The organism is Rhodococcus sp. P4_B6, assembly GCF_056402215.1.
Genome location: NZ_JBFUHV010000024.1, coordinates 1 through 18,051, shown reverse-complemented (window position 1 = coordinate 18,051; position 18,051 = coordinate 1). Strand labels below are relative to the sequence as shown.

General features: G+C 68.9%; 14 protein-coding genes. 7 read left to right on the top strand and 7 right to left on the bottom strand.

What is annotated here, in order from left to right; translation table 11 throughout:
• Positions 1-14: 14 nt before the first annotated feature.
• Complete coding sequence (locus AC1DWT_RS14540) at positions 15-1,556, bottom strand: bifunctional 3'-5' exonuclease/DNA polymerase (protein WP_477921078.1); 1,542 nt, start codon at positions 1,554-1,556, stop codon at positions 15-17.
• 116 nt (positions 1,557-1,672) lie between these two features.
• Here AC1DWT_RS14540 and AC1DWT_RS14535 point away from each other — a divergent pair, with 116 nt between their 5' ends.
• On the top strand, positions 1,673-1,882 hold the full coding sequence (locus tag AC1DWT_RS14535) for a hypothetical protein (RefSeq protein ID WP_072947758.1): 210 nt from the start codon (positions 1,673-1,675) through the stop codon (positions 1,880-1,882).
• Between the two features lies 1 nt (position 1,883).
• On the opposite strand, the gene AC1DWT_RS14530 is transcribed toward AC1DWT_RS14535, so the two are convergent.
• A complete protein-coding gene (locus tag AC1DWT_RS14530) occupies positions 1,884-3,224 on the bottom strand; it encodes a YhgE/Pip domain-containing protein (RefSeq protein ID WP_477921076.1) in 1,341 nt (446 codons plus the stop codon).
• Positions 3,225-3,299: 75 nt separating this feature from the next.
• Complete coding sequence (locus AC1DWT_RS14525; RefSeq protein WP_072947763.1) at positions 3,300-3,548, bottom strand: phosphopantetheine-binding protein; 249 nt, start codon at positions 3,546-3,548, stop codon at positions 3,300-3,302.
• A 146-nt stretch (positions 3,549-3,694) separates the two neighbouring features.
• Between AC1DWT_RS14525 and entS the strand changes: the two genes are divergently transcribed.
• On the top strand, positions 3,695-4,960 hold the full coding sequence (entS, locus tag AC1DWT_RS14520) for an enterobactin transporter EntS (RefSeq protein WP_477921073.1): 1,266 nt from the start codon (positions 3,695-3,697) through the stop codon (positions 4,958-4,960).
• A gap of 16 nt (positions 4,961-4,976) precedes the next feature.
• Here the strand turns inward: entS and AC1DWT_RS14515 are convergent, their stop codons facing one another.
• The 3 genes from AC1DWT_RS14515 to AC1DWT_RS14505 form a co-directional block, all read right to left on the bottom strand.
• Positions 4,977-6,041: an iron-siderophore ABC transporter substrate-binding protein gene (locus AC1DWT_RS14515; RefSeq protein ID WP_072947768.1), complete on the bottom strand. Its 1,065-nt coding sequence runs from the start codon at positions 6,039-6,041 to the stop codon at positions 4,977-4,979.
• On the bottom strand, positions 6,038-13,132 hold the full coding sequence (locus AC1DWT_RS14510; protein ID WP_477921071.1) for an amino acid adenylation domain-containing protein: 7,095 nt from the start codon (positions 13,130-13,132) through the stop codon (positions 6,038-6,040). Before AC1DWT_RS14510 ends, AC1DWT_RS14515 begins: the two co-directional genes overlap by 4 nt.
• A gap of 115 nt (positions 13,133-13,247) precedes the next feature.
• A complete protein-coding gene (locus AC1DWT_RS14505; protein WP_206013265.1) occupies positions 13,248-13,895 on the bottom strand; it encodes an isochorismatase family protein in 648 nt (215 codons plus the stop codon).
• 224 nt (positions 13,896-14,119) lie between these two features.
• On the opposite strand from AC1DWT_RS14505, the gene AC1DWT_RS14500 reads away from it, so the two are divergent.
• The 5 genes from AC1DWT_RS14500 to AC1DWT_RS14480 are packed head-to-tail and all read left to right on the top strand — an operon-like array spanning position 14,120 to position 17,704.
• A complete protein-coding gene (locus AC1DWT_RS14500; protein ID WP_072947777.1) occupies positions 14,120-14,716 on the top strand; it encodes a DUF4178 domain-containing protein in 597 nt (198 codons plus the stop codon).
• Positions 14,713-15,219 (top strand): DUF2617 family protein, encoded by a 507-nt coding sequence (locus AC1DWT_RS14495; protein ID WP_072947780.1) that lies wholly within the window; start codon positions 14,713-14,715, stop codon positions 15,217-15,219. Before AC1DWT_RS14500 ends, AC1DWT_RS14495 begins: the two co-directional genes overlap by 4 nt.
• Positions 15,207-15,629 (top strand): DUF4247 domain-containing protein, encoded by a 423-nt coding sequence (locus AC1DWT_RS14490; RefSeq protein ID WP_206013264.1) that lies wholly within the window; start codon positions 15,207-15,209, stop codon positions 15,627-15,629. Before AC1DWT_RS14495 ends, AC1DWT_RS14490 begins: the two co-directional genes overlap by 13 nt.
• Before the next feature lie 28 nt (positions 15,630-15,657).
• Positions 15,658-16,128: a DUF350 domain-containing protein gene (locus AC1DWT_RS14485; RefSeq protein ID WP_072947786.1), complete on the top strand. Its 471-nt coding sequence runs from the start codon at positions 15,658-15,660 to the stop codon at positions 16,126-16,128.
• A gap of 4 nt (positions 16,129-16,132) precedes the next feature.
• Positions 16,133-17,704, top strand: coding sequence for a polyamine aminopropyltransferase (locus AC1DWT_RS14480; RefSeq protein ID WP_206013262.1), 1,572 nt, complete (start codon positions 16,133-16,135; stop codon positions 17,702-17,704).
• Between the two features lie 117 nt (positions 17,705-17,821).
• Here AC1DWT_RS14480 and AC1DWT_RS14475 read toward each other — a convergent pair.
• A partial coding sequence (locus AC1DWT_RS14475; RefSeq protein WP_477921066.1) for a transposase occupies positions 17,822-18,051 on the bottom strand: 230 nt, incomplete at its 5' end.

The window sequence follows — 18,051 nt, the reverse complement described above, 5'->3', positions numbered from 1 at the left end:
GAAACTTGCGCGGGTCAGGCCTCGTCGGAGGTTTCGGCGTAGCAGTCCCGCACCGCCACATCCATCGGAAACCGCACCCGCGTCTCGCCGAACAGCAACCGGGTGGCTACGTCGACGGCGCCCAGAACATGCCGCGTCGCGGACTCCGGATTCCGGGTGTGCACCATCACCTCGTCGTGCTGGAAGAAGACCAGTTCGCTGTCCGGTTCGTCGGCCAGGCGGCGTCGCAGATCGGCGAGCACGCACAGCGCCCACTCGGATGCCGTGGCCTGCACCACGAAGTTTCGGGTGAACCGGCCGCGGGACCGTGCGTCGCCGTGGGACCAGAAGTCGGGTGACGGCGGCGGGCAGGCGCGGCCGAGCCACGAGTGCACGATCTCGCCGCGTTCACCGGCGCGGGCCGCCCTCTCCACGTATTCGACGGCGACGGGAAAGCGGGTGCGCAGCAGGGTGAGCAGGGAACGGGCCTCGCCGGCGGTGGCGCCGTACAGCACACCGAGGATCGCGACCTTGGCCTTGCCGCGGTCGCCGTCGAACGTCTCCGCCGCGACCGGTGCGTACAGGTCGTCGGCGCCCGCGGCGGCGACCATGCGGGTGTCACCCGACATGGCGGCCAGTATGCGGGGTTCGAGTTGGCCGGCATCGGCGATGACGAACGTGTGACCCGGGTCGGCGATCACGCTCGACCGCAGCGGTTTCGGAATCTGCAGTGCGCCGCCGCCGCGGCTCGCCCAGCGGCCGGACACCACGCCGCCGGGGACATAGACCGGGCGGAACCGGTCGTCGCGGACCCAGCTCTCCAGCCACTGCCAACCGTTCGTGCTGAACAGCTTGGACAGATCCCGATGGTGCAGGAGGAGCGGGACGGCGGGGTGATCGACCTCGCGCAGCAGGTGTTTGCGGGTCGACGCGAGTTCGATGCCCTCACGGCGAAAGGCGTCGACGACCTCGACGTGGGACGCCGGGTTGATGCGACGACCGAACGCCGCCCCGATCTCGACGGTGACGTCCTGGATGCGCTGCGGCAGGTCGTACCCGGCGGGGCGGGGCCCGAGCGTCGTCTCGAGGAAGGCGCGGTGGGCGGCCGTGGAGAACGGCAGCCCGTCGAAACTCATCTCCGCGGCGGCCAGCGCTCCCGCGGACTCGGCGGCCACCAGCAGGTCGAGTTTCGCATCGTCACCGATCGTCTTCCGCTGTTCCGCGAAATCGGTGACCACCTGCGCCGGATCCGTGGCGGGTGCGGTGTCGAACAGACCGGGGCGTTCGTCGACGGGTTCGTCGGCCGGCGGCGCCGGAACGCCGTCGCGCATGCTGAGGACGGCACGGGTGAGTGCGAGGTCGTGGCAGCGCCGCACCCGCACCCCGGCCCGCAGCAGCGCCGGATAGACGGCGGCGGTACTCGTCCAGACCCAGCGGGGGTGCTCGGCTGCTTCGATGTCGCGGACCGCGGCCACGCCGTCGGAGTGTCGACGCGGCGACTCGACCGGGACTCCCGCGGGATCGGTGCGCACGGTCGTCGCGCCACCCTCGGCGCCGGGAACCATGACCACTCTCACGGGCCCAGTCTGCTCTGCGCCACCGACAGGCGATAATCCGCCGCAGAACGGGGGTGAATCCGCAGGTCGGCACTACACTGAACGCAGACGCTTCTCGCCGGAAGGAGGGGCATCCGATGGCAACCATCGAAGAGTTCGAGCAGACGGTGACCGACAAGGTGATCGCCGGACTGCACGACAGATTCGCCGACTACGAGCGCCGCGGAGTCGGACTCACCGAACTCGGCGACCCCGATCGGTTCGTCGAGCGGATCCTGGCGGCGGTGCCCGCCCCGCATCCCTGGTACGAACAGTTCGGTACGGCCTGGTCGTCCGCGCCCGCGTGACTCACGCCCCGGCCGCGTCCACGTCGGGTTCGGTCTGTGCCTTGTGGCGGCGGTGCAGACCCTTGCGGTCGTAGAACCGGGTGATGACGGCGCCGAAGACGAGGCCGATGAGCAGGCCGGCGAAAGTCATCCACACGGCGTGGATGAGGCCGGCGTCGCCCGAGGCGCCGAAGAACATGATGGCGCGCACCCCGATGTAGATCTGGTGCATCGGCTCGAACTCACCGAGCCAGCTGTACAGCCGCGGCGCCGCCTCGAGCGGGATCGTGCCCCCGGACGAGGGGAGTGCGAGGACGACGAAGACCATCAGGTTGATGAGCAGGCCCAGGTTCCCGAACGCGGCCATCACGGACATCGCCGTGATCCCGACGGCGGCGATCGCGAACGCGCCGTACTCCCACAGCGCGAGCGGATCGGTGATCGGCAGCCCGAGGGCGGAGCTGATCCACAGGTAAAGCCCGGACACGATCATCGCCAGCAGTACCATCACCGCCCACTTGATCAGCAGGGTGTTGAAACGGGAGATCGGGACCGCCTCGTTGTGCAGGTACAGCGGCCCGACCTCGGTCGGGGTGAATCCCAGCATGCCGTCGATCAGGGTGCTCGCGATGGTCGCACCGGTGAATCCCGCCAGGACGATCAGCAGCGCGTAGTAGAACGCCGCCAGGCCGAAACCGGTGCCGTCCGGCAGCGGGTTGTGGGCCACGACCCGCACGTCGATGGGGTCGTCGAGCACCAGCCGGCTGGCCCCCGACAGCTGGAGGCCGGGGGCCGTCGCCTGGAGTTGCTGCGTCACCTGGGTGGTGAGTTGCTCGCCCATCGTCTGGTTGGCCTTGTCCATCGCCATCTCGCCGATGTTCTGGACGAGGTTCGCACTGATCGTGCCGGCGCGGGGGTTCGTGTAGATGGTGATCACGGGTCGTTCGACGTCCCCGGGGATCACGCTCGCCTGGGCGAGGATGAGTGTGCGTTTCGTGAAGTCGCTCGGGATGACGATCGCGCCGTAGATCTCCCCGTTGTCCAGTGCGGACTGGGCCTGCGCGATCCCGATCTGCCGCAGTTCGATCTTGTTCGGATCGACGCCCTCGAGGAGGCCTGCGGCGATCTGGTTGCCGAAGTTCTGCTGCTGCGGCGGATCGGAGTTGGGCACGGTGTCGCCCTCGTCCTGATTGACGAGGGCGATGGGGAAGTGGTGGAGGTGCTCGGGGGGATTGAGCATGCCGCCCATGTACAACGCGGCGAGCAGGGACATGACGACGGAGACCAGGAGCACGGGGGCTATCCAGAACCGCGGTGTCCGCAGCACACTCATCTTGCCGGTATCGCTGGTTTCGTGTGCCATGGCCCCTCGCGTCCTCCCGTGTCCGTGTCGCTCCCCGGATCGACCAGCCGGATCAAGAGTAGGCGGTGGGATCGCTCACTGCGCCGAAGTGACCTCGAACCAGGCGTCGAGCGTCGGCTCACCGACGAGGTCGACGAGATCGACCTGGACTCCGTCCGCGCGCCACCGTTCGACCAGCGCCATCACGCGCACGGAGTCCATTCCCTCGTCGAGGAGGTTCGCGTCGTCGTCGATGTCGGTGACCGGGACGTCGAGGACGTCGGCCACATCGGCGCGGATTCGGTCGCGGGTCGGAACTGTGCTGGGAGCGGAACTCACTGTCATCCTCCGGTGCGTCGGCCGGACCCCGGCGCGTTGAGCCGGTCCGACCACATGGGGTAGGTTGCTGGGTTAGTGAAGCCTAAGCATAGTTGCTCTCCGCGCGAACGGCGAAACGGAGAGCTGTTGCAACCGAATGTGAATGGATGACAATGGCTGGATTATCGCGATACGCAATCGACTTGACGCCTCTCCGGACGAGTCGCGAGTTCCGATACATCTTCATCGCCCGCACGATCTCCATCTTCGGTCTGGGCCTGCTCCTGGTGGCGGTGCCGCTGCAGGTGTACGACATGACGAATTCCACACTGGCAGTGGGCGCGGCGAGCATCGTCGTGGGCTCCTCGGTGTTCATCGGCACCCTGTTCGGCGGCGTGATCGCCGACCGGTACGACCGCAGACCGGTCATCTCGCTGGCCCGTGCCGCGGCGGGTGTGGCCTTCGCTATTCTCGCGGTCAACGCGTTCCTGCCCACACCCCAGTTGTGGATCATCTACCTGTGCGGCGTGATCGAGGGCCTCGCAGGCGGCATCTCCGCGACCGCGTTGATGGCGGTGATCCCGTCGCTGCTGCCCAAGGACAAGATGGCCGCCGCCGGTGCCCTGATGACCGTGATGGCCGATCTCGGGACGGTCGCGTCACCCGCCATCGGCGGTGTGATCATCGCGGCGACGTCCGTGGGCACCAACTACGTTCTCGCCGCGGTGTCCTCGGGGATCACCGCGTACTGCATCGCCAGGCTGCCATCGCTGCCGCCGCCGGTCAAGAACACCGAGAGTCCGCTGCGGTCGATCGCCAGCGGTTTCACCTACGCCGCCAAGGACTCCGTGGTCGGCGGGACGCTGCTGGTCGGCTTCTGCGCGATGATGCTGACCGGCTGGAACGTGCTGCTGCCCGCCTACGCGAGCCAGGTGCTGCACGCCGGGCCGGCCGCCACCGGACTGCTCTACAGCGCCCCCGCCGTCGGTGCCCTCACCGGATCACTCACGAGCGGCTGGACGGGAACGGCTCGTCGCGGGGGCCTGATCGTGTTCCTCGCGGCCATGATCGCGTCGGCCGGACTGATCGGCGTCGGCGCCGTCCCGATGATCGCGGTCACGTTCCTCGGTCTCGCCGCGCACGGCTTCGGCCGGGTGCTCGGCGACATCCTCCGGTACGCCGTCATCCAGACCGAGACTCCCGAGGAGTACCGCGGACGCGTCGCCGGCGTGTGGGGCGCCCAGATCTCCACGGGCTCGGCTGCCGGTGCGCTCGTCGCGGGCGCCGTCGGCGCGGCGGTGGGACCGCGGGAGGCGTTCCTGCTCTACGGAGCCGGCGGCATCGTGGTGCTGACGGTTCTCGCGCTGGGCCTGAAGGGATTGCGCACCTACAGCAGTGCCGCTGCCGAAGAGGACGACCTCTCGGCAGCGGCACAGTGACGCGCTCAGGTGGGAACTAGCTGGCCTGAGCGTTGTTCGCGGCCTGCGACAGCTGCGGGAGCAGYTTGTCGAGCAGCCACGGCACGCTGAGCACGTTCGGCGAGCTCGACGCGAACACCAGCGGCGGATCGGTCAGACCCACGTAGGCGTTGTCGCGCACGGCCTTCACCCCGGCGAACAGCGGGTTCGACTGGACCTCGTTCTGCAGTTCGGGCGAGAGGTACCAGGCGAGCAGCACATCCGGGTTGTACGTCGGCAGCAATTCCATGCTGACCGGAGCGGCGAACTTGGTCTGGTCACTGCTCTCACGCAACTTCTGGGCGAGCGGGTCGACCGTGAATCCGAGGCTTGCCAGCATCTTCAGGCGAGGATCGGTGTCGAAGTAGAAGTTGTACGACCCCGGCTCGGTGCCGCTGCCGAAGGCCACCGTCTTCCCGGCGAACTCGGGGTGCTGCGACTTCGCCTGCGCCAGGGTGTCCTGCGTCTGCGTCACCAGCGCCTCGGCCTGTGCCGACCGGCCGAGGGCCTTGCCGACCGTGGTGATCTGGTCTTCCCAGCTGGTCGCCCAGCGACGCTCCGGGTACGCCACGGTGGGGGCGATCGCCGACAGCTTGTCGAACTGCTCCTGGTTCACACCGGAGTGCACGGCCAGGATCACGTCGGGGTCGAGTGCCGCGATCTGCTCGTACGGCATCTCCTTGCTCGACGCCGTCAGCAACGCGGGTTCCGCGTTCGGGTCGAGCTCTTCGAGCTTCGCACGCGACCACGGCAGCAGGCCGTCGTCGGTTCCGGTGTCCGACTTCATGTTCTGCACGGCGACGGGCACGACGCCGAGCGACAGTGCCGCGTCCTCGCTGCCCCAGCCGAGCGTGACGACGCGTTCCGGTGCCTCCGGGATCTCGGCGGTGCCGAGCGCAGACGGAATCGACACGGGAAAGGCCGACGCGTCGGCCTGTCCGGTGGCGGATCCCGCCGCGTCGGTCGAGTCGGACGTCGACTCGCTGCAGGCACCCGCGAACAACGCGGTTGCCGCCATCATCACGATTCCGGCTCTACGCCAGTATCTTCCGGACGTTTTCATCGATCTCCCTGTTCTTTGTTGATGGGGTTCATGGGCGAGCCGAACGAGGCGAGCGCCTCGTTCACGACGGAACCGACTTCGCCGATCCACCGCGGCTGAGTCATGTCCTTGTGCTCGCAGTCGAGGTCGTGGTTGACGATGGTCCCGGTCAGGTAGGGCCGCCACAAGTCGTACGTCGCCGCGGTCGCAGGATTCCTGGCCGCGGTGAAGAAGAGCATGTCGGAGTCCACGACGATCTGTGAGGGTTCGGATTCGAGGCGCACGGCGTTCGCGAAGTTGTCGATCATCGCGGCCGGTGTGTGCTCGTTGATCCCGGCGAGGGCACTGCCCTCGCCGCGCAAGATGTCGATCACGTGCTGCCGGTCGAGGCCACCGCCGCGGTGCGGCTCGGTGTCGGAGGCGAGCAGCGGTTCGGGGTCGTAGCCGACCATGTAGAGCAGCGCGGCGAGCGCGTCCTGCTCCGTCGGCATCGACGCCCACGCGTCCGACGGGAAGGAGTCGAGCATGACGAGCATGCCGAGTTCCTCGCCCTGATCCTGCAGTGCGCCCGCGATGGCGTGCGCGACGACGCCGCCCAGCGACCATCCGAGGAGGTGGTACGGGCCCGTCGGCTGCACGGTCCGCATGTGCTCGATGTATTCGGCGGCCATGTCCTCGAGCGTTTCCGGCGGCCGCTTGGACGTCGACAGGTTGGAGGCCTGCACGCCGTACAGCGGGTAGTCGTCGTCGATGTGCCGCAGCAGGCCTGAATAGCCCCAGCTGATTCCGCCGGCGGGGTGGAAGCAGAACACCGGCGCCTTGGATCCCTCGGTGCGGAACGGAAGCAGGACGGCGAGTGCGTCGGCGTCGTGATCGTCGTCGAGACGGCCCGCCAGCTGGGCCACGGTCGGCGCCGCGAACAGCGAGGCCACCGTCGCGGTGACGGACAGCCTCTTCGAGATCGCGCTCATCAACCCGGCCGCCATCAGCGAGTGGCCACCGAGGTCGAAGAAGCTGTCGTCGATGCCGACCCGCTCGATGCCGAGGGCCTCCGCGAACAATTGGCACAGCACCTCTTCGCGGGCCGTGCGCGGCCCCCGCTCGGACACCTGCAGGGACAGGTGCGGAACGGGGAGCGAAGACTGGTCCAGCTTGCCGTTCGGCAGGGTGGGGAATTCGTCGACCGCGATGAACGCCGCCGGGATCATGTAGTCCGGCAACCGGCTGGCGGCGCGGCGGTGCAACTGGTCGGGGTCGATCCGGCCGCCCGGCACCGACGTGGCGTACGCGACCAGCCGCTGATCACCGGGCCGGTCCTCGCGGACCACGACGACGATGTGCTCGACGTCCGGGTCACCGGCCAGCACGGCCTCGATCTCGTTGAGTTCGATGCGGAATCCGCGCACCTTGACCTGCGAGTCGGCCCGGCCGGTGAAGTAGATCTGACCGTCCCGGCCCCACCACACCACATCCGATGTCCGGTACATGCGGCTGCCCGGCTCCGCGAACGGGTCGGCGATGAACCGTTCCGCCGTCTTCGGAGTCTGGTTGCGGTATCCGCGGGTGACGCTGTCGCCCGCGAGATACAGCTCACCGGACACGCCGGGAGGCACCGGCCGGAGCGCGTGGTCCAGGACGTAGGCGTGCTTGCCCGGATCGACGACGCCGATGGGGACGGGACCTTCGTGCCCCGGTTCGACGAGGGCGAGGGTGGCGTTGACCGTGCACTCGGTGGGTCCGTACGCGTTGAACAGCCGGCGGCCGGGTGCGTACCGCTCGATCAGCTGCGGGGTGAGCTTCTCGGCGCCGAGCATCAGGTCGACGCCCTCCGGGATGGGATGCTCCGGCGGGAACGCGGCGGCGAAAGACGGTGGCACACCGACGAAGTTCACGTCGTGTTCGTTGATGACCCGGGCGAGGGGCTCGCCGGGGATGCGATCGGCGTCCGTCGCGACCACCAGCGTCCCGCCCGAGAGCACCCCCCACATGATCTGCCAGAACGCGAGGTCGAAGCTGATGGACGAGAAGTGCAGCGCACGCGTGGTGTGGTCCATCCCGATCACGTCCGACTGCAGCGACAGCAGGTCCGCGATGCCCAGGTGGGGGACGACGACGCCCTTGGGAACTCCCGTCGATCCGGACGTGTAGATGAGATACGCGGCGTCGTCGAGTTGCAGTGGCCTGGTGCGGTCGGCGTCGGTGGGGGCGGTGACGGGCTGGGTGTCGAGCAGCGCCTGCAGGTCCGGATCGTCCAGGTCGAGAACGGGCACGGCGGTGCCCAGCGGGGTGCGGTCGGGCACACCGACGGACGAGGTGAGGATCGCGATCGGGGCGCCGTCGGCGAGCATGTGCGCGATCCGGTCGGCCGGGTACCTGGGGTCGACGGGAAGATATGCGGCACCGCTCTTCAGCACGGCGAGGACACTGATGATCAGCTCGGCTGATCGGTCGAGGGCGAGCGCGACCACGTCGCCGGGGCCTGCGCCCCGCGAGATCAGCAGGTGGGCAATCCGGTTCGCGCGTTCGTCCAGCTGCCGGTAGGTGAGCGAGACGGCGGGCCGCACGCTCGATCCGACGACGAGGGCCTCGGCGTCGGGGGTGCGGGCCACCTGCTCCGAGAAGTACTCGTCGAACGTGCGGGCGGGAATGGAGTGCTCCGAGTGCGACCATTCGCCGAGCACCCGCTCCCGCTCCTGCGGGGTCAGGACGTCGAGCAAACCGATCCGCTGCTCGTGATTCGCGACGAGGCGCTCGATCACCACGGCGAGTCGGTCGGCGAGGGATTCGACCGTTGCGACGTCGAAGAGTTCGGTGGAGTACTCGAACGTGACGTCGACGCCGCCGCTGTCCGGACGTTCCTGGAAGCGGAGCGCCAGATCGAATTTCGCGGACGTCGCGTCGAGCATCCGCACGGCCGCGGTCGTTCCGTCGAATTGCTCCGCCGCGGCGTCCTGCTTCCAGTGTGAGAGCATCACCTGGAACAGGGGGTGGCGGGCCGACGACCGTGGGGGATTGACCAGTTCCACGATGCGGTTGAACGGTACGTCGGCGTGGTCGACGGCGTCGAGGTCGACAGCCCGGACCCGGTCCAGCAACTGGTCGAACGTCGGGTCGCCCGAGACGTCGGTCCGCAGCACCACTGTGTTGATGAAGCAGCCCACCATCGCGTCGAGGTCGGGGTGACTACGACCCGCGACGGGCACCCCGAGGGCGATGTCCTCCCCGGCGCCGAGCCTTTCGAGGAGTACGGCCACCGCGGCATGGACGATCATGAAGAAGCTCGCGCGCCGCTCGGCGGCCAGCGCATCGACGGCCGCGTGCAGCGACGGCGGCAGCGTGCGGTGCACGCTCGCGCCGCGATTGGTGGGCAGGGCAGGTCTCGGGCGGTCGGTGCGCCAGCCCAGTTCGAGCGGCAGCCCGGCGAGTTGCTCACGCCAGTAGTCGAGCTGGCCGGTCAGCAGCGGGGTCGCGTCGTCGCCGGCGCCGATGCGTCCGCGCTGCCACACGGCGACGTCCGGGTACTGCAGCGGCAGCGGCGTGAACTCCGGTGCCCGTCCGGCGCGGCGGGCGTTGTACGCGAACGCGAGATCGTCCAGCAGCTTCGACTGCGACCATTCGTCGCCGATGATGTGGTGCATCAACAGGACCAGCGTGTGCTGCGGTTCGTACAGCACCGCGCGCAGCGGCGGCTGGTCGGTGAGTCCGAGCCCCACCGTCGTCATCGCCGCGATGTGCCCCTCGATGTTGCCGACGTTGTCGACGCGTTCGAGCCGGACCTTCGCGTGTGCCGCGGGAAGCACGACCTGGTGGGGCATGGAGTCGACGAGGGGGAACACCGTCCGCAACGACTGATGCCGGGTCACGACGTCCGCGAGCGCCGCGGACAGCGCATCCGGTTCGAGGCCGTCCCCGAAATCGACCGCCAGTGCAAGCAGGTACGTTCCGCCACCGGCCGCGCTGTCGAGGAACCACAGGCGTTCCTGCGCGGGTGACAACGGCACCGGCGTGCCCTCGGGGAGGTCCCGCGGGGACGGCCTGCTCGCCTGCACCTGCTCGCCGGCGTCCTCCAGCTGCGCGGCCACCGTGGCCACGGTCGGGTTCTCGAAGACCGCCGCGACCCGCAGCGGCACACCGAGTTCCGCGGTGATCGCGGATACGAGGGCGGCGGCGAGGAGGGAGTTTCCGCCGAGCGCGAAGAAGTCGTCGTGGACGCCGACCTGCTCGGCGCCGAGGATCGACGTGAACAGCGGGAGAATCCGGGCTTCGGTGTCGGTCCGCGGTGTGTCGCCGGACTGTCCGAGCCAACGAGGGGCGGGCAGCGCGTCCTTGTCGACCTTGCCGTTGTGGGTCAACGGCAACCGGTCGAGCAGCACCAGCGCGGACGGCGTCATGTACCCGGGCAGCGTGCGGACGAGGTGTGCCCGCACGTCCTCCTCGACCGTGTCGGGCGTGCTGCCCGGCCGGGGAACGACGTATCCGACGATCCGCTGGTCGCCGCCGGCCTGCTCGTGCACCGTCGCGACCGCCGCCTGCACGTCGGGAACCGCGGTCATCGCGGCGGTGATCTCGCCGAGTTCGACACGGTAGCCGCGTAATTGGATCTGGTCGTCGATCCGGCCGTGGTAGTGGAGGGCACCGGTCGCGTCGTACCGGGCGAGATCGCCGGTCCGGTACATGCGCGTCCCACTGGAGGCGAACGGGTCGGCGACGAACCGCGCCGACGTCAGGTCGGGACGCCCGAGGTAGCCGGGGGACAGTCCGGGCCCGGAGACGTAGATTTCGCCGGTGATGCCGGGCGGCACCGGGCGCAGTCCCGGCCCGAGAACGTAGGTGCACAGGTCGCCGAGCGGCGCCCCGATGTCCACGACGTCGGCGCCGGTGACCTTCGTGGCGGTGACGTGGACGGTGGTCTCGGTGATGCCGTACATGTTGATCAGGGTCGTTTCCGCACCCGGACCCGAGGCGGTGAACCAGGCGCGCAGGACGGCCGGATCGAGGGCCTCACCGCCGAACACGACGTACCGAAGCCGCAGCCGGTCGAACGAGTCCGCGCGGACGAGAGCGTCGACGAGATGCCCGAACGCGGACGGCGTCTGGTTCAGGACGGTGACACCCTCGTCGACGAGAAGGGCGGCGAGGTCGGCCGGTGACGTGAGGGTGGTCTCGTCGACCGTGACGATGCGGCCGCCGTGCAGCAGTGCACCCCAGATCTCCCACACGGAGAAATCGAACGCATACGAATGCAGCAGCGGCCAGCAGTCGTCCTCGGTGAACGTGAACCATTCCCGGGACACCTCGAACAGGCGCATCACGTTGCGGTGCGGAATCGGAACGCCCTTGGGCACACCGGTGGATCCGGATGTATAGATGATGTACGCGATGTCGTCGGCGCGCACCGGGTTTTCGAGTTCCCCGACGCCGGATTGCGGCGCGCCCTCCTCGACGCGGGGGAGGTCGCCGAGCAGATCGGCGGATCCGATTCCCAGCGTCGGCTGCGCGTCCCGCAGGATGAACCGGGCCCGTTCGGCCGGGGAGGACGGATCGATCGGCAGGTAGGTCGCGCCGCTGCGGAGAATCGCGAGGACGGCGACGATCAGATCGGTGCCGCGGGGGAGGCTGACGGCCACGACCGTGCCGCGTCCGGCACCGGCCGACCTCAGCCGGCGCGCCAGGGCGGCGCTGCGCTCCGAGAGTTCCCGGTATGTCAGGTCGTTCACCGCGACCCGGTCCGGGTGGGTGCGCACCTGCGCGAGGACGGCGGAGACGATGCTGTCGGGAAGTGCCGCTGCCGTGCCGGTCCGGTCGAGTCCGGCCGCCGACCGCCACAAGTGCAGTTCGTCCGGGGCGCAGACGTCCACGACCGCGACGGGTTCCGTTGCCACGGAGATGCTTCGGAGGTAGTGCGCGAAGCGGTGTGCGTGGTTCCGGATCTCGACGTCCGTGTAGACCTCGGGGTTTCCGGCCCATTCGAGCGTGAGTTCGTCGCCGGCGCCGGAGACGGAGATCACCACGTCCTCCACCGGACCGGTGGCCAGTTGGTGCACCGACCCGGAGGTGGGGCCGAAAGCGATTCTGGCGGCGAACGGTTTGACGTTCACCACCGCTCCGCCGGTGACGCGGCTCCCGGCGTCCCGGACGCGCTGGAACGGCCGGGTGTCGGACAGTGCCGCGGCCACCCGGCCGGTCACGTCGGCGAACGTCGGTCGTGCGTGGAGGGGAATGCGGAGCGGCACGATGTTCGTGGCCGTCACGGGCGACGCCAGCTCGATTCCGTTGCGGGCCAGCACCGGAATGTGGAGCGTCACCTCCTCGGCGCCGGTGTGGGAGCCCAGGTACGCGGCGGCGGCCGCGTACACCGCCTCCGCCCACGTGGTCGCCTGCGTGGCGGCCGCGGCGCGCAGGCTCTGAGCGACGTCGGGGTCGATCGCGATCGTGTGCCGATGCGGATCGGGCACGGGTCTGCGTACCGTGTCACTGAATCCGACCGGACGCGAGGCGGCAGGCGGCGCGCCCTCGGGGGTCGCGGCGTCGAACTCGTGTGCCGCCCGGACGTGCTCGCGCAGCGGCGGGAACTTCGCCGGTCGGGGTTCGGTGCCCGCGAGCCGGGCCGTGTACAGCGCCGCGACACGGCGGGTGAGCAGTGAATACCCGTACGCGTCCAGCAATGCGTGCGGGGCGCGAAGGTACCAGATTGCACCGGATTCGGCTGTGATCAGTGCCGTGCGCACGAGGGGAGCGGTGTCGAAGTCGAGTGGTCGGCGCACGTCCTCGCGCATCCACTCCACCGCCGCGGCCCGGTCGAGATCGACGCACTCGAGTTCGGGCGCGTGATGTCGATCGTGCACCTGGATCACGTCGGCCGAATCGGCGTCGGGCTCGGCAACGAAGCGGGTCGAGAGCACCTCGGCCTCCGCGATCACCGTGCGTATCGCCGCGGCGAGAGCGTCGAGGTCGACAGGGGCCGCGACCTCCACGTATTCGGCCGTCATGAACGCCGACCGGGTCGGGTCCAGTTGGTGCCCGGCCCACAGTTCGCGCTGGGCGGCGGTCAAGCTGACGTCGGTGTCCGCCCCGGTCTGCAGGGTGGACGGCGACGATATCGAAAGGGACATCTAACAGGCGCTCCTGATGCTTTCGGCTTTCGGGCTTGGGGCTTTCGGGCTTTCAGCTGCTCGGCGTGTCAGGTTAGCCTAACCACATAAGCTGTGGTGATCCGACTGCCGAGCCTCAGCCGACTTCGAGCGGGGAGAGTGCGGTTACCAGCGCATCCGTGGTGGTCACCGAACCGCAGCGCTTCGCGGCATACGTGAGCGCCATGAGGTGCTCGTCACGGCTGAAATCCGCAGTCGCGTCGGACACCAGGAACGGCTGGACGTCCGCCATGAACGCCTCGGCGGCACTCAGCATGCAGCCCATGTGCGCGTAGACGCCCGTCACGATCAGCTGGTCGCGGCCGTGATGGCCGAGCAGCTGCCGGAGGTCGGTGCGCTGGAAGGCCGAATACCGCCATTTGGTCACCTGGATGTCACCGTCGCGGGGGGCGAGCGGCTCGACCACCTCGGTGTCACGACCCGACGTCAATCCCGGGCCCCAGAAGTCGGCGAGGATTCCGCGACGCGACGGGTGCTGGTCACCGGGCTGCATCGTGTAGATCACGGGAATCCCGGCTTCCGAGCAGAGTTCGCGGATCCGGACCATGTTGGCCATCGCGGTCGACATGGGCTCGGCACGTACGTCGTACGCGTCGATGAAGTAGTTCTGCATGTCGTGGACCAGCAGTGCGGAGCGCCGGGGGTCGAGGCGCCAGGTCACCTTCGATTCGGGGACCTCGTGGATCTCCGGGATCGTGTAGGTCGAAATGGGTGGGATGGCCATATGGTTCCTCACTGTCGGTTCTGTCGATTTCTGGGCGTATGCCGCGCGAATCTCGGTGAACGACAGCGCTCCGCCCCACCACTCGCGCATTCGGTTAGGTTAGCCTTTGCAACCTGGCTTCTGCAATCGCCAGGTGTGCGGGTGTCCGGCGCACAGTAAGGTGACTGACCGGTGGGGGCCGGGCACTGGCCTCCCGCGCCGGATCCGCCGACCAGGAGAGATCGTTGACCAAGCTGCTGTTACTGCTGCTGATCGTTGTCGTGATCGTGGGCATCGTGCTGATCCTGCGGAATCGGTCCGGAAAGAACACGGCGCCTGCTGCCAGGGTCGATCCGCTCGCCGACTACCCGGAGGTCTACGACCCGTACAAGATCGGAGTCGGCGACATCATCACGTACGCCGGAATCGATCACGTCGTGCGCGGGACCATCACCCTCGACGAAGAGGGATACATCTGGCACGAACACCTCCTCGACGGGTCGACCGGCCAGCGATGGCTCACCGTCGAGAACGACGAGGGCAACCTCGACATGACGCTGTGGATGCGCCGCGAGGGCACGGGCCTCGAACCGGGCGGTGACGTGATCCTCGACGACGTCGTGCACCGGCAGATCGAGCGCGGCACCGCCTCGTTCACGGCGGAAGGCACCACCGGGACCGCACCCCAGGGCATCGTCGACTACGCCGACTACGCGACCGCTGACAAGACCGGCCTGCTGTCCTTCGAGCGCTGGGCGCGGACGCAGTCGTGGGAGGTCTCCACGGGCCGCGCCGTCACCCGGGGTGAGCTCACCGTGATCCATTCCGGTCCGCCGCAGTGACACTGCACGTCCTCGACATCGAATCCCGGGATGTGACGGCCGAGGCGCTCGGTCTCGTCGTGAACGCCGAAACGCCGCTTCCGCTGGCCGAACTCACCATCACCTACGGTGACGAGCGGGTGACCCTCGGCGTGCTCGGGGCGTCGCACGCGGTGACGGCGTCCGCGGCGGGCAGCCGGATCACCGAGCAGGTGTCGTGCGACGCGATCCGGGCAGGCGGCAGACCGCTCCCGGTGTCCGACAGCGCGGGCGGGTACCGATTCGACTCGACCACCGACATCGTCGACCGCGCCCGCCTCGAGCAGACCGCCGACTGGCTGCGGCGGCAGGCCACCGAGGTGGAGGGGTGGATCTGCGGGGCGTTTCCCGGAGATCACACCGCGCTGACCGCGCTCACGGCGACGCGTGAGCATTCCGGCGGATGGGCCTGGCAGACCTGGCATCTGTATCCGGTAGACAAGGGTGGGGTGATCGTGAAAACGCGAAGCAGGTGGCTGCCGTGAGCAGGTTCGGGACACGCGTGCGGCTCGCCCCGATGCTGCTCCTGGTGCTGGCCGCGACCGCGTGCGGCGGCGGGGTGCGCGACTACATCGCCGACACGTACGCCCTGCAGAACACCGCGGGCGACGCGAAGACGTACACGTCGAAAGACCCGGTGGGTACCACCGTCTCGTCGATCGTCGCGGAGGAGCCCCCGGCGGCTCGGAAGGCGGACGGCGGCAGCGAATACCTGCGCTACGACGACGACATCGTCACGGTCAGCGCCGCGCCGGGCGGCGGCAGCCTCGTGCGCGTCGAAGACATCGACGGACGCTACCGAAGCGGCGGGTTCGCCTATCTGGGGCCCGGTTTCAACCCCGGCTCACCGGCGGGCGGCGCCGGCGGCAGCGGCGGATCCGGCAGCGCGAAATGACAGAGACCACTCGACTCGGGAGAAGCGCGTGAATACCACCTACACGGCGGCAGCAACGGAAATCGGCAGCGTCGACGTCGGACTGCTCGCCGTCGGCATGCTCGGCACCCTGGCGTACTTCGTCATCGGCATCGCCGTCCTCGGCGTCGGCTTCGCCGTCCTCGACCTCGCCACCCCCGGCAATCTCCGGCACCAGGTGTACGTCGACAAGAACCCCAACGCGGCAATCCTCCTGGCGTCGAACCACCTTGCCCTCGCCGTCGTCGTGGTCACCGCGATCCTCACCAGTTCCGACGGATTCGCACAGGGACTCGCCGACTCCGCGGTCTACGGCCTCTTCGGGGTACTGCTGCAGGTCATCGCGCTGCGACTGATGAATGTGCTGCTGCCCGGCCAGTTGGTCGGACTGGTCGGGAACCCGCAGATGTGCGGTGCCGCCTGGGCGGTCGGTGCGAGCCTCTTCGCCATCGGCCTCGTGAACGCCGCCGCACTCACCTGATCTCGTGACGACCACAGCGGCAGAGCCGAATTCCTCCACCACCCGCGCTCTCAGTGGACGGTCCAGGGCGTTCCTGCTCGCCGCTGTGGCCGCGTGCGCCGCGTGCGGGTTGATCTACGAACTGGCCCTGCTGACGCTGTCGGTCAGCCTGACCGGCGGCGGGATCACCCAGACGTCGCTGATCGTCGCGGGTTTCGTGGCCGCACTCGGGGTCGGTGCCCTCGCCGCCAAACCGCTGCTGTCCACCGCGGCCGCGTCGTTCGTGGTCGTCGAGATCGTTCTCGGACTCGTCGGCGGGTTCAGCGCGGTGACCCTGTACGTGACGTTCACGTTCTTCGGTTCCAGCGCAATCATTCTGGTGCTCGCCACCGCGCTGATCGGTGTGCTCGTGGGCGCCGAGGTGCCGTTGCTGATGACGCTGCTGCAGTCGGGCCGCAGCGACACCGGCGCCGAGAGCACCGGAAAGGTGCTGGCAAACCTGAACGCCGCCGACTATGCGGGCGCCCTGGTCGGCGGCCTGCTGTGGCCGTTCGTCCTGCTGCCCGTCGCCGGGATGATCCGCGGCGCCGCGATCACCGGCATCATCAATCTCGTCGCCGCCGCGGTCGTGGCGCTGATCCTGCTGCGCTGGCAGCTGAGCCTGCGCACCCGGCTCCTCGCCGTCGTGGCGCTGCTCGTTGCCGCCGCGTGCATCGCCGTGCTGCTGGTGCGCGCCGACGGCATCGAGACCACGTCCCGGCAACGCCTCTACACCGATCCCGTCGTCGCCGCGGAAAGGTCGCAGTACCAGGAGATCGTCGTCACCGAACGCGGCGGAGACGTGCGGCTCTTCCTCGACGGCGACCTCCAGTTCTCCAGCGTCGACGAACACCGGTACACCGAATCGCTCGTGTACCCCGCGATGGCGGACGACCCCAAACGGGTACTGATCCTCGGCGGTGGCGACGGCCTCGCAGCCCGAGAGGTCCTGCGACTGCCGGGGGTCGAGGAGATCGTGCAGGTGGAACTCGACCCGGCGGTCATCGAACTCGCGAACACGCGACTGTCCGGGCTGAACCAGGGTGCTCTGCGGGATCCGCGCGTGCACGTGGTCCTGGACGACGCGTTCCGGTGGCTGCGGGACGCACCCGACTCGGGATTCGACGCCGTCATCGTGGACCTCCCCGACCCCGACACCCCGGCGCTCGGCCGCCTGTACTCCACCGAGTTCTACGGTCTCGCCGCCGCGGCCCTGAACCCCGGCGGACTGATGGCCGTGCAGTCGGGCAGTCCCTACTCGACGCCCGACGCGTTCTGGCGCACCACGTCGACCGTCGCGTCGGCGGGCCTGGCCGTCACGCCGTACCACGTGCTGGTGCCGAGCTTCGGGGACTGGGGGTACGTCCTCGCCCGGCGCGGCCCCGAACCGCCAGCGCTGCGCCTGCCCCGCGACGTCCCCGAACTCCGCTTCCTCGACGAACCGACCCTCGCCGCGTCCGCGATCTTTCCGCGCGACCGTCCCCGCCGCGAACTCGAGCCCTCGACCCTCGACCGCCCGCGCATCGTCGACGACATGCGGAAGGGTTATGAGCGCTGACGCACCCGTGAGTACTTATTAACGTCGGGGGGGATGTTGCGGAATTGAGTGACGGTGGTGTGGCTGTGTTCGGCGCGTTGGGCGGGTGCCGGTGCGGGCGGGGGTGGCCCCGCCTGGTCAGGTGGTGGCCGGGAGGGTGTTTCCTGCGGTCAGGTGGGTGAGGATCTTGCCGATGTTGTGGACCGCGGCGTGGAAGGCCCATTCGCTGCGGGCCCGGTCGAGGCCGCGGCTGGTGAACCGGCGGAATCCGAGGTTGTGTTTGGCGTGCCCGAACACGGTTTCGGCGATGGGTGAGCGTTGGCGGTAGGTGGCGATGCCGGCCTCGGTGCCGATGCCGGCCTCGGTGC

Coding starts and splice junctions, on each gene's coding strand:
- entS (WP_477921073.1), top strand. CDS start 3,695: ATGGCTGGATTATCGCGATACGCAATCGACTTGACGCCTCTCCGGACG.
- AC1DWT_RS14535 (WP_072947758.1), top strand. CDS start 1,673: ATGGCAACCATCGAAGAGTTCGAGCAGACGGTGACCGACAAGGTGATC.
- AC1DWT_RS14530 (WP_477921076.1), bottom strand. CDS start 3,224: ATGGCACACGAAACCAGCGATACCGGCAAGATGAGTGTGCTGCGGACA.
- AC1DWT_RS14525 (WP_072947763.1), bottom strand. CDS start 3,548: ATGACAGTGAGTTCCGCTCCCAGCACAGTTCCGACCCGCGACCGAATC.
- AC1DWT_RS14505 (WP_206013265.1), bottom strand. CDS start 13,895: ATGGCCATCCCACCCATTTCGACCTACACGATCCCGGAGATCCACGAG.
- AC1DWT_RS14510 (WP_477921071.1), bottom strand. CDS start 13,132: ATGTCCCTTTCGATATCGTCGCCGTCCACCCTGCAGACCGGGGCGGAC.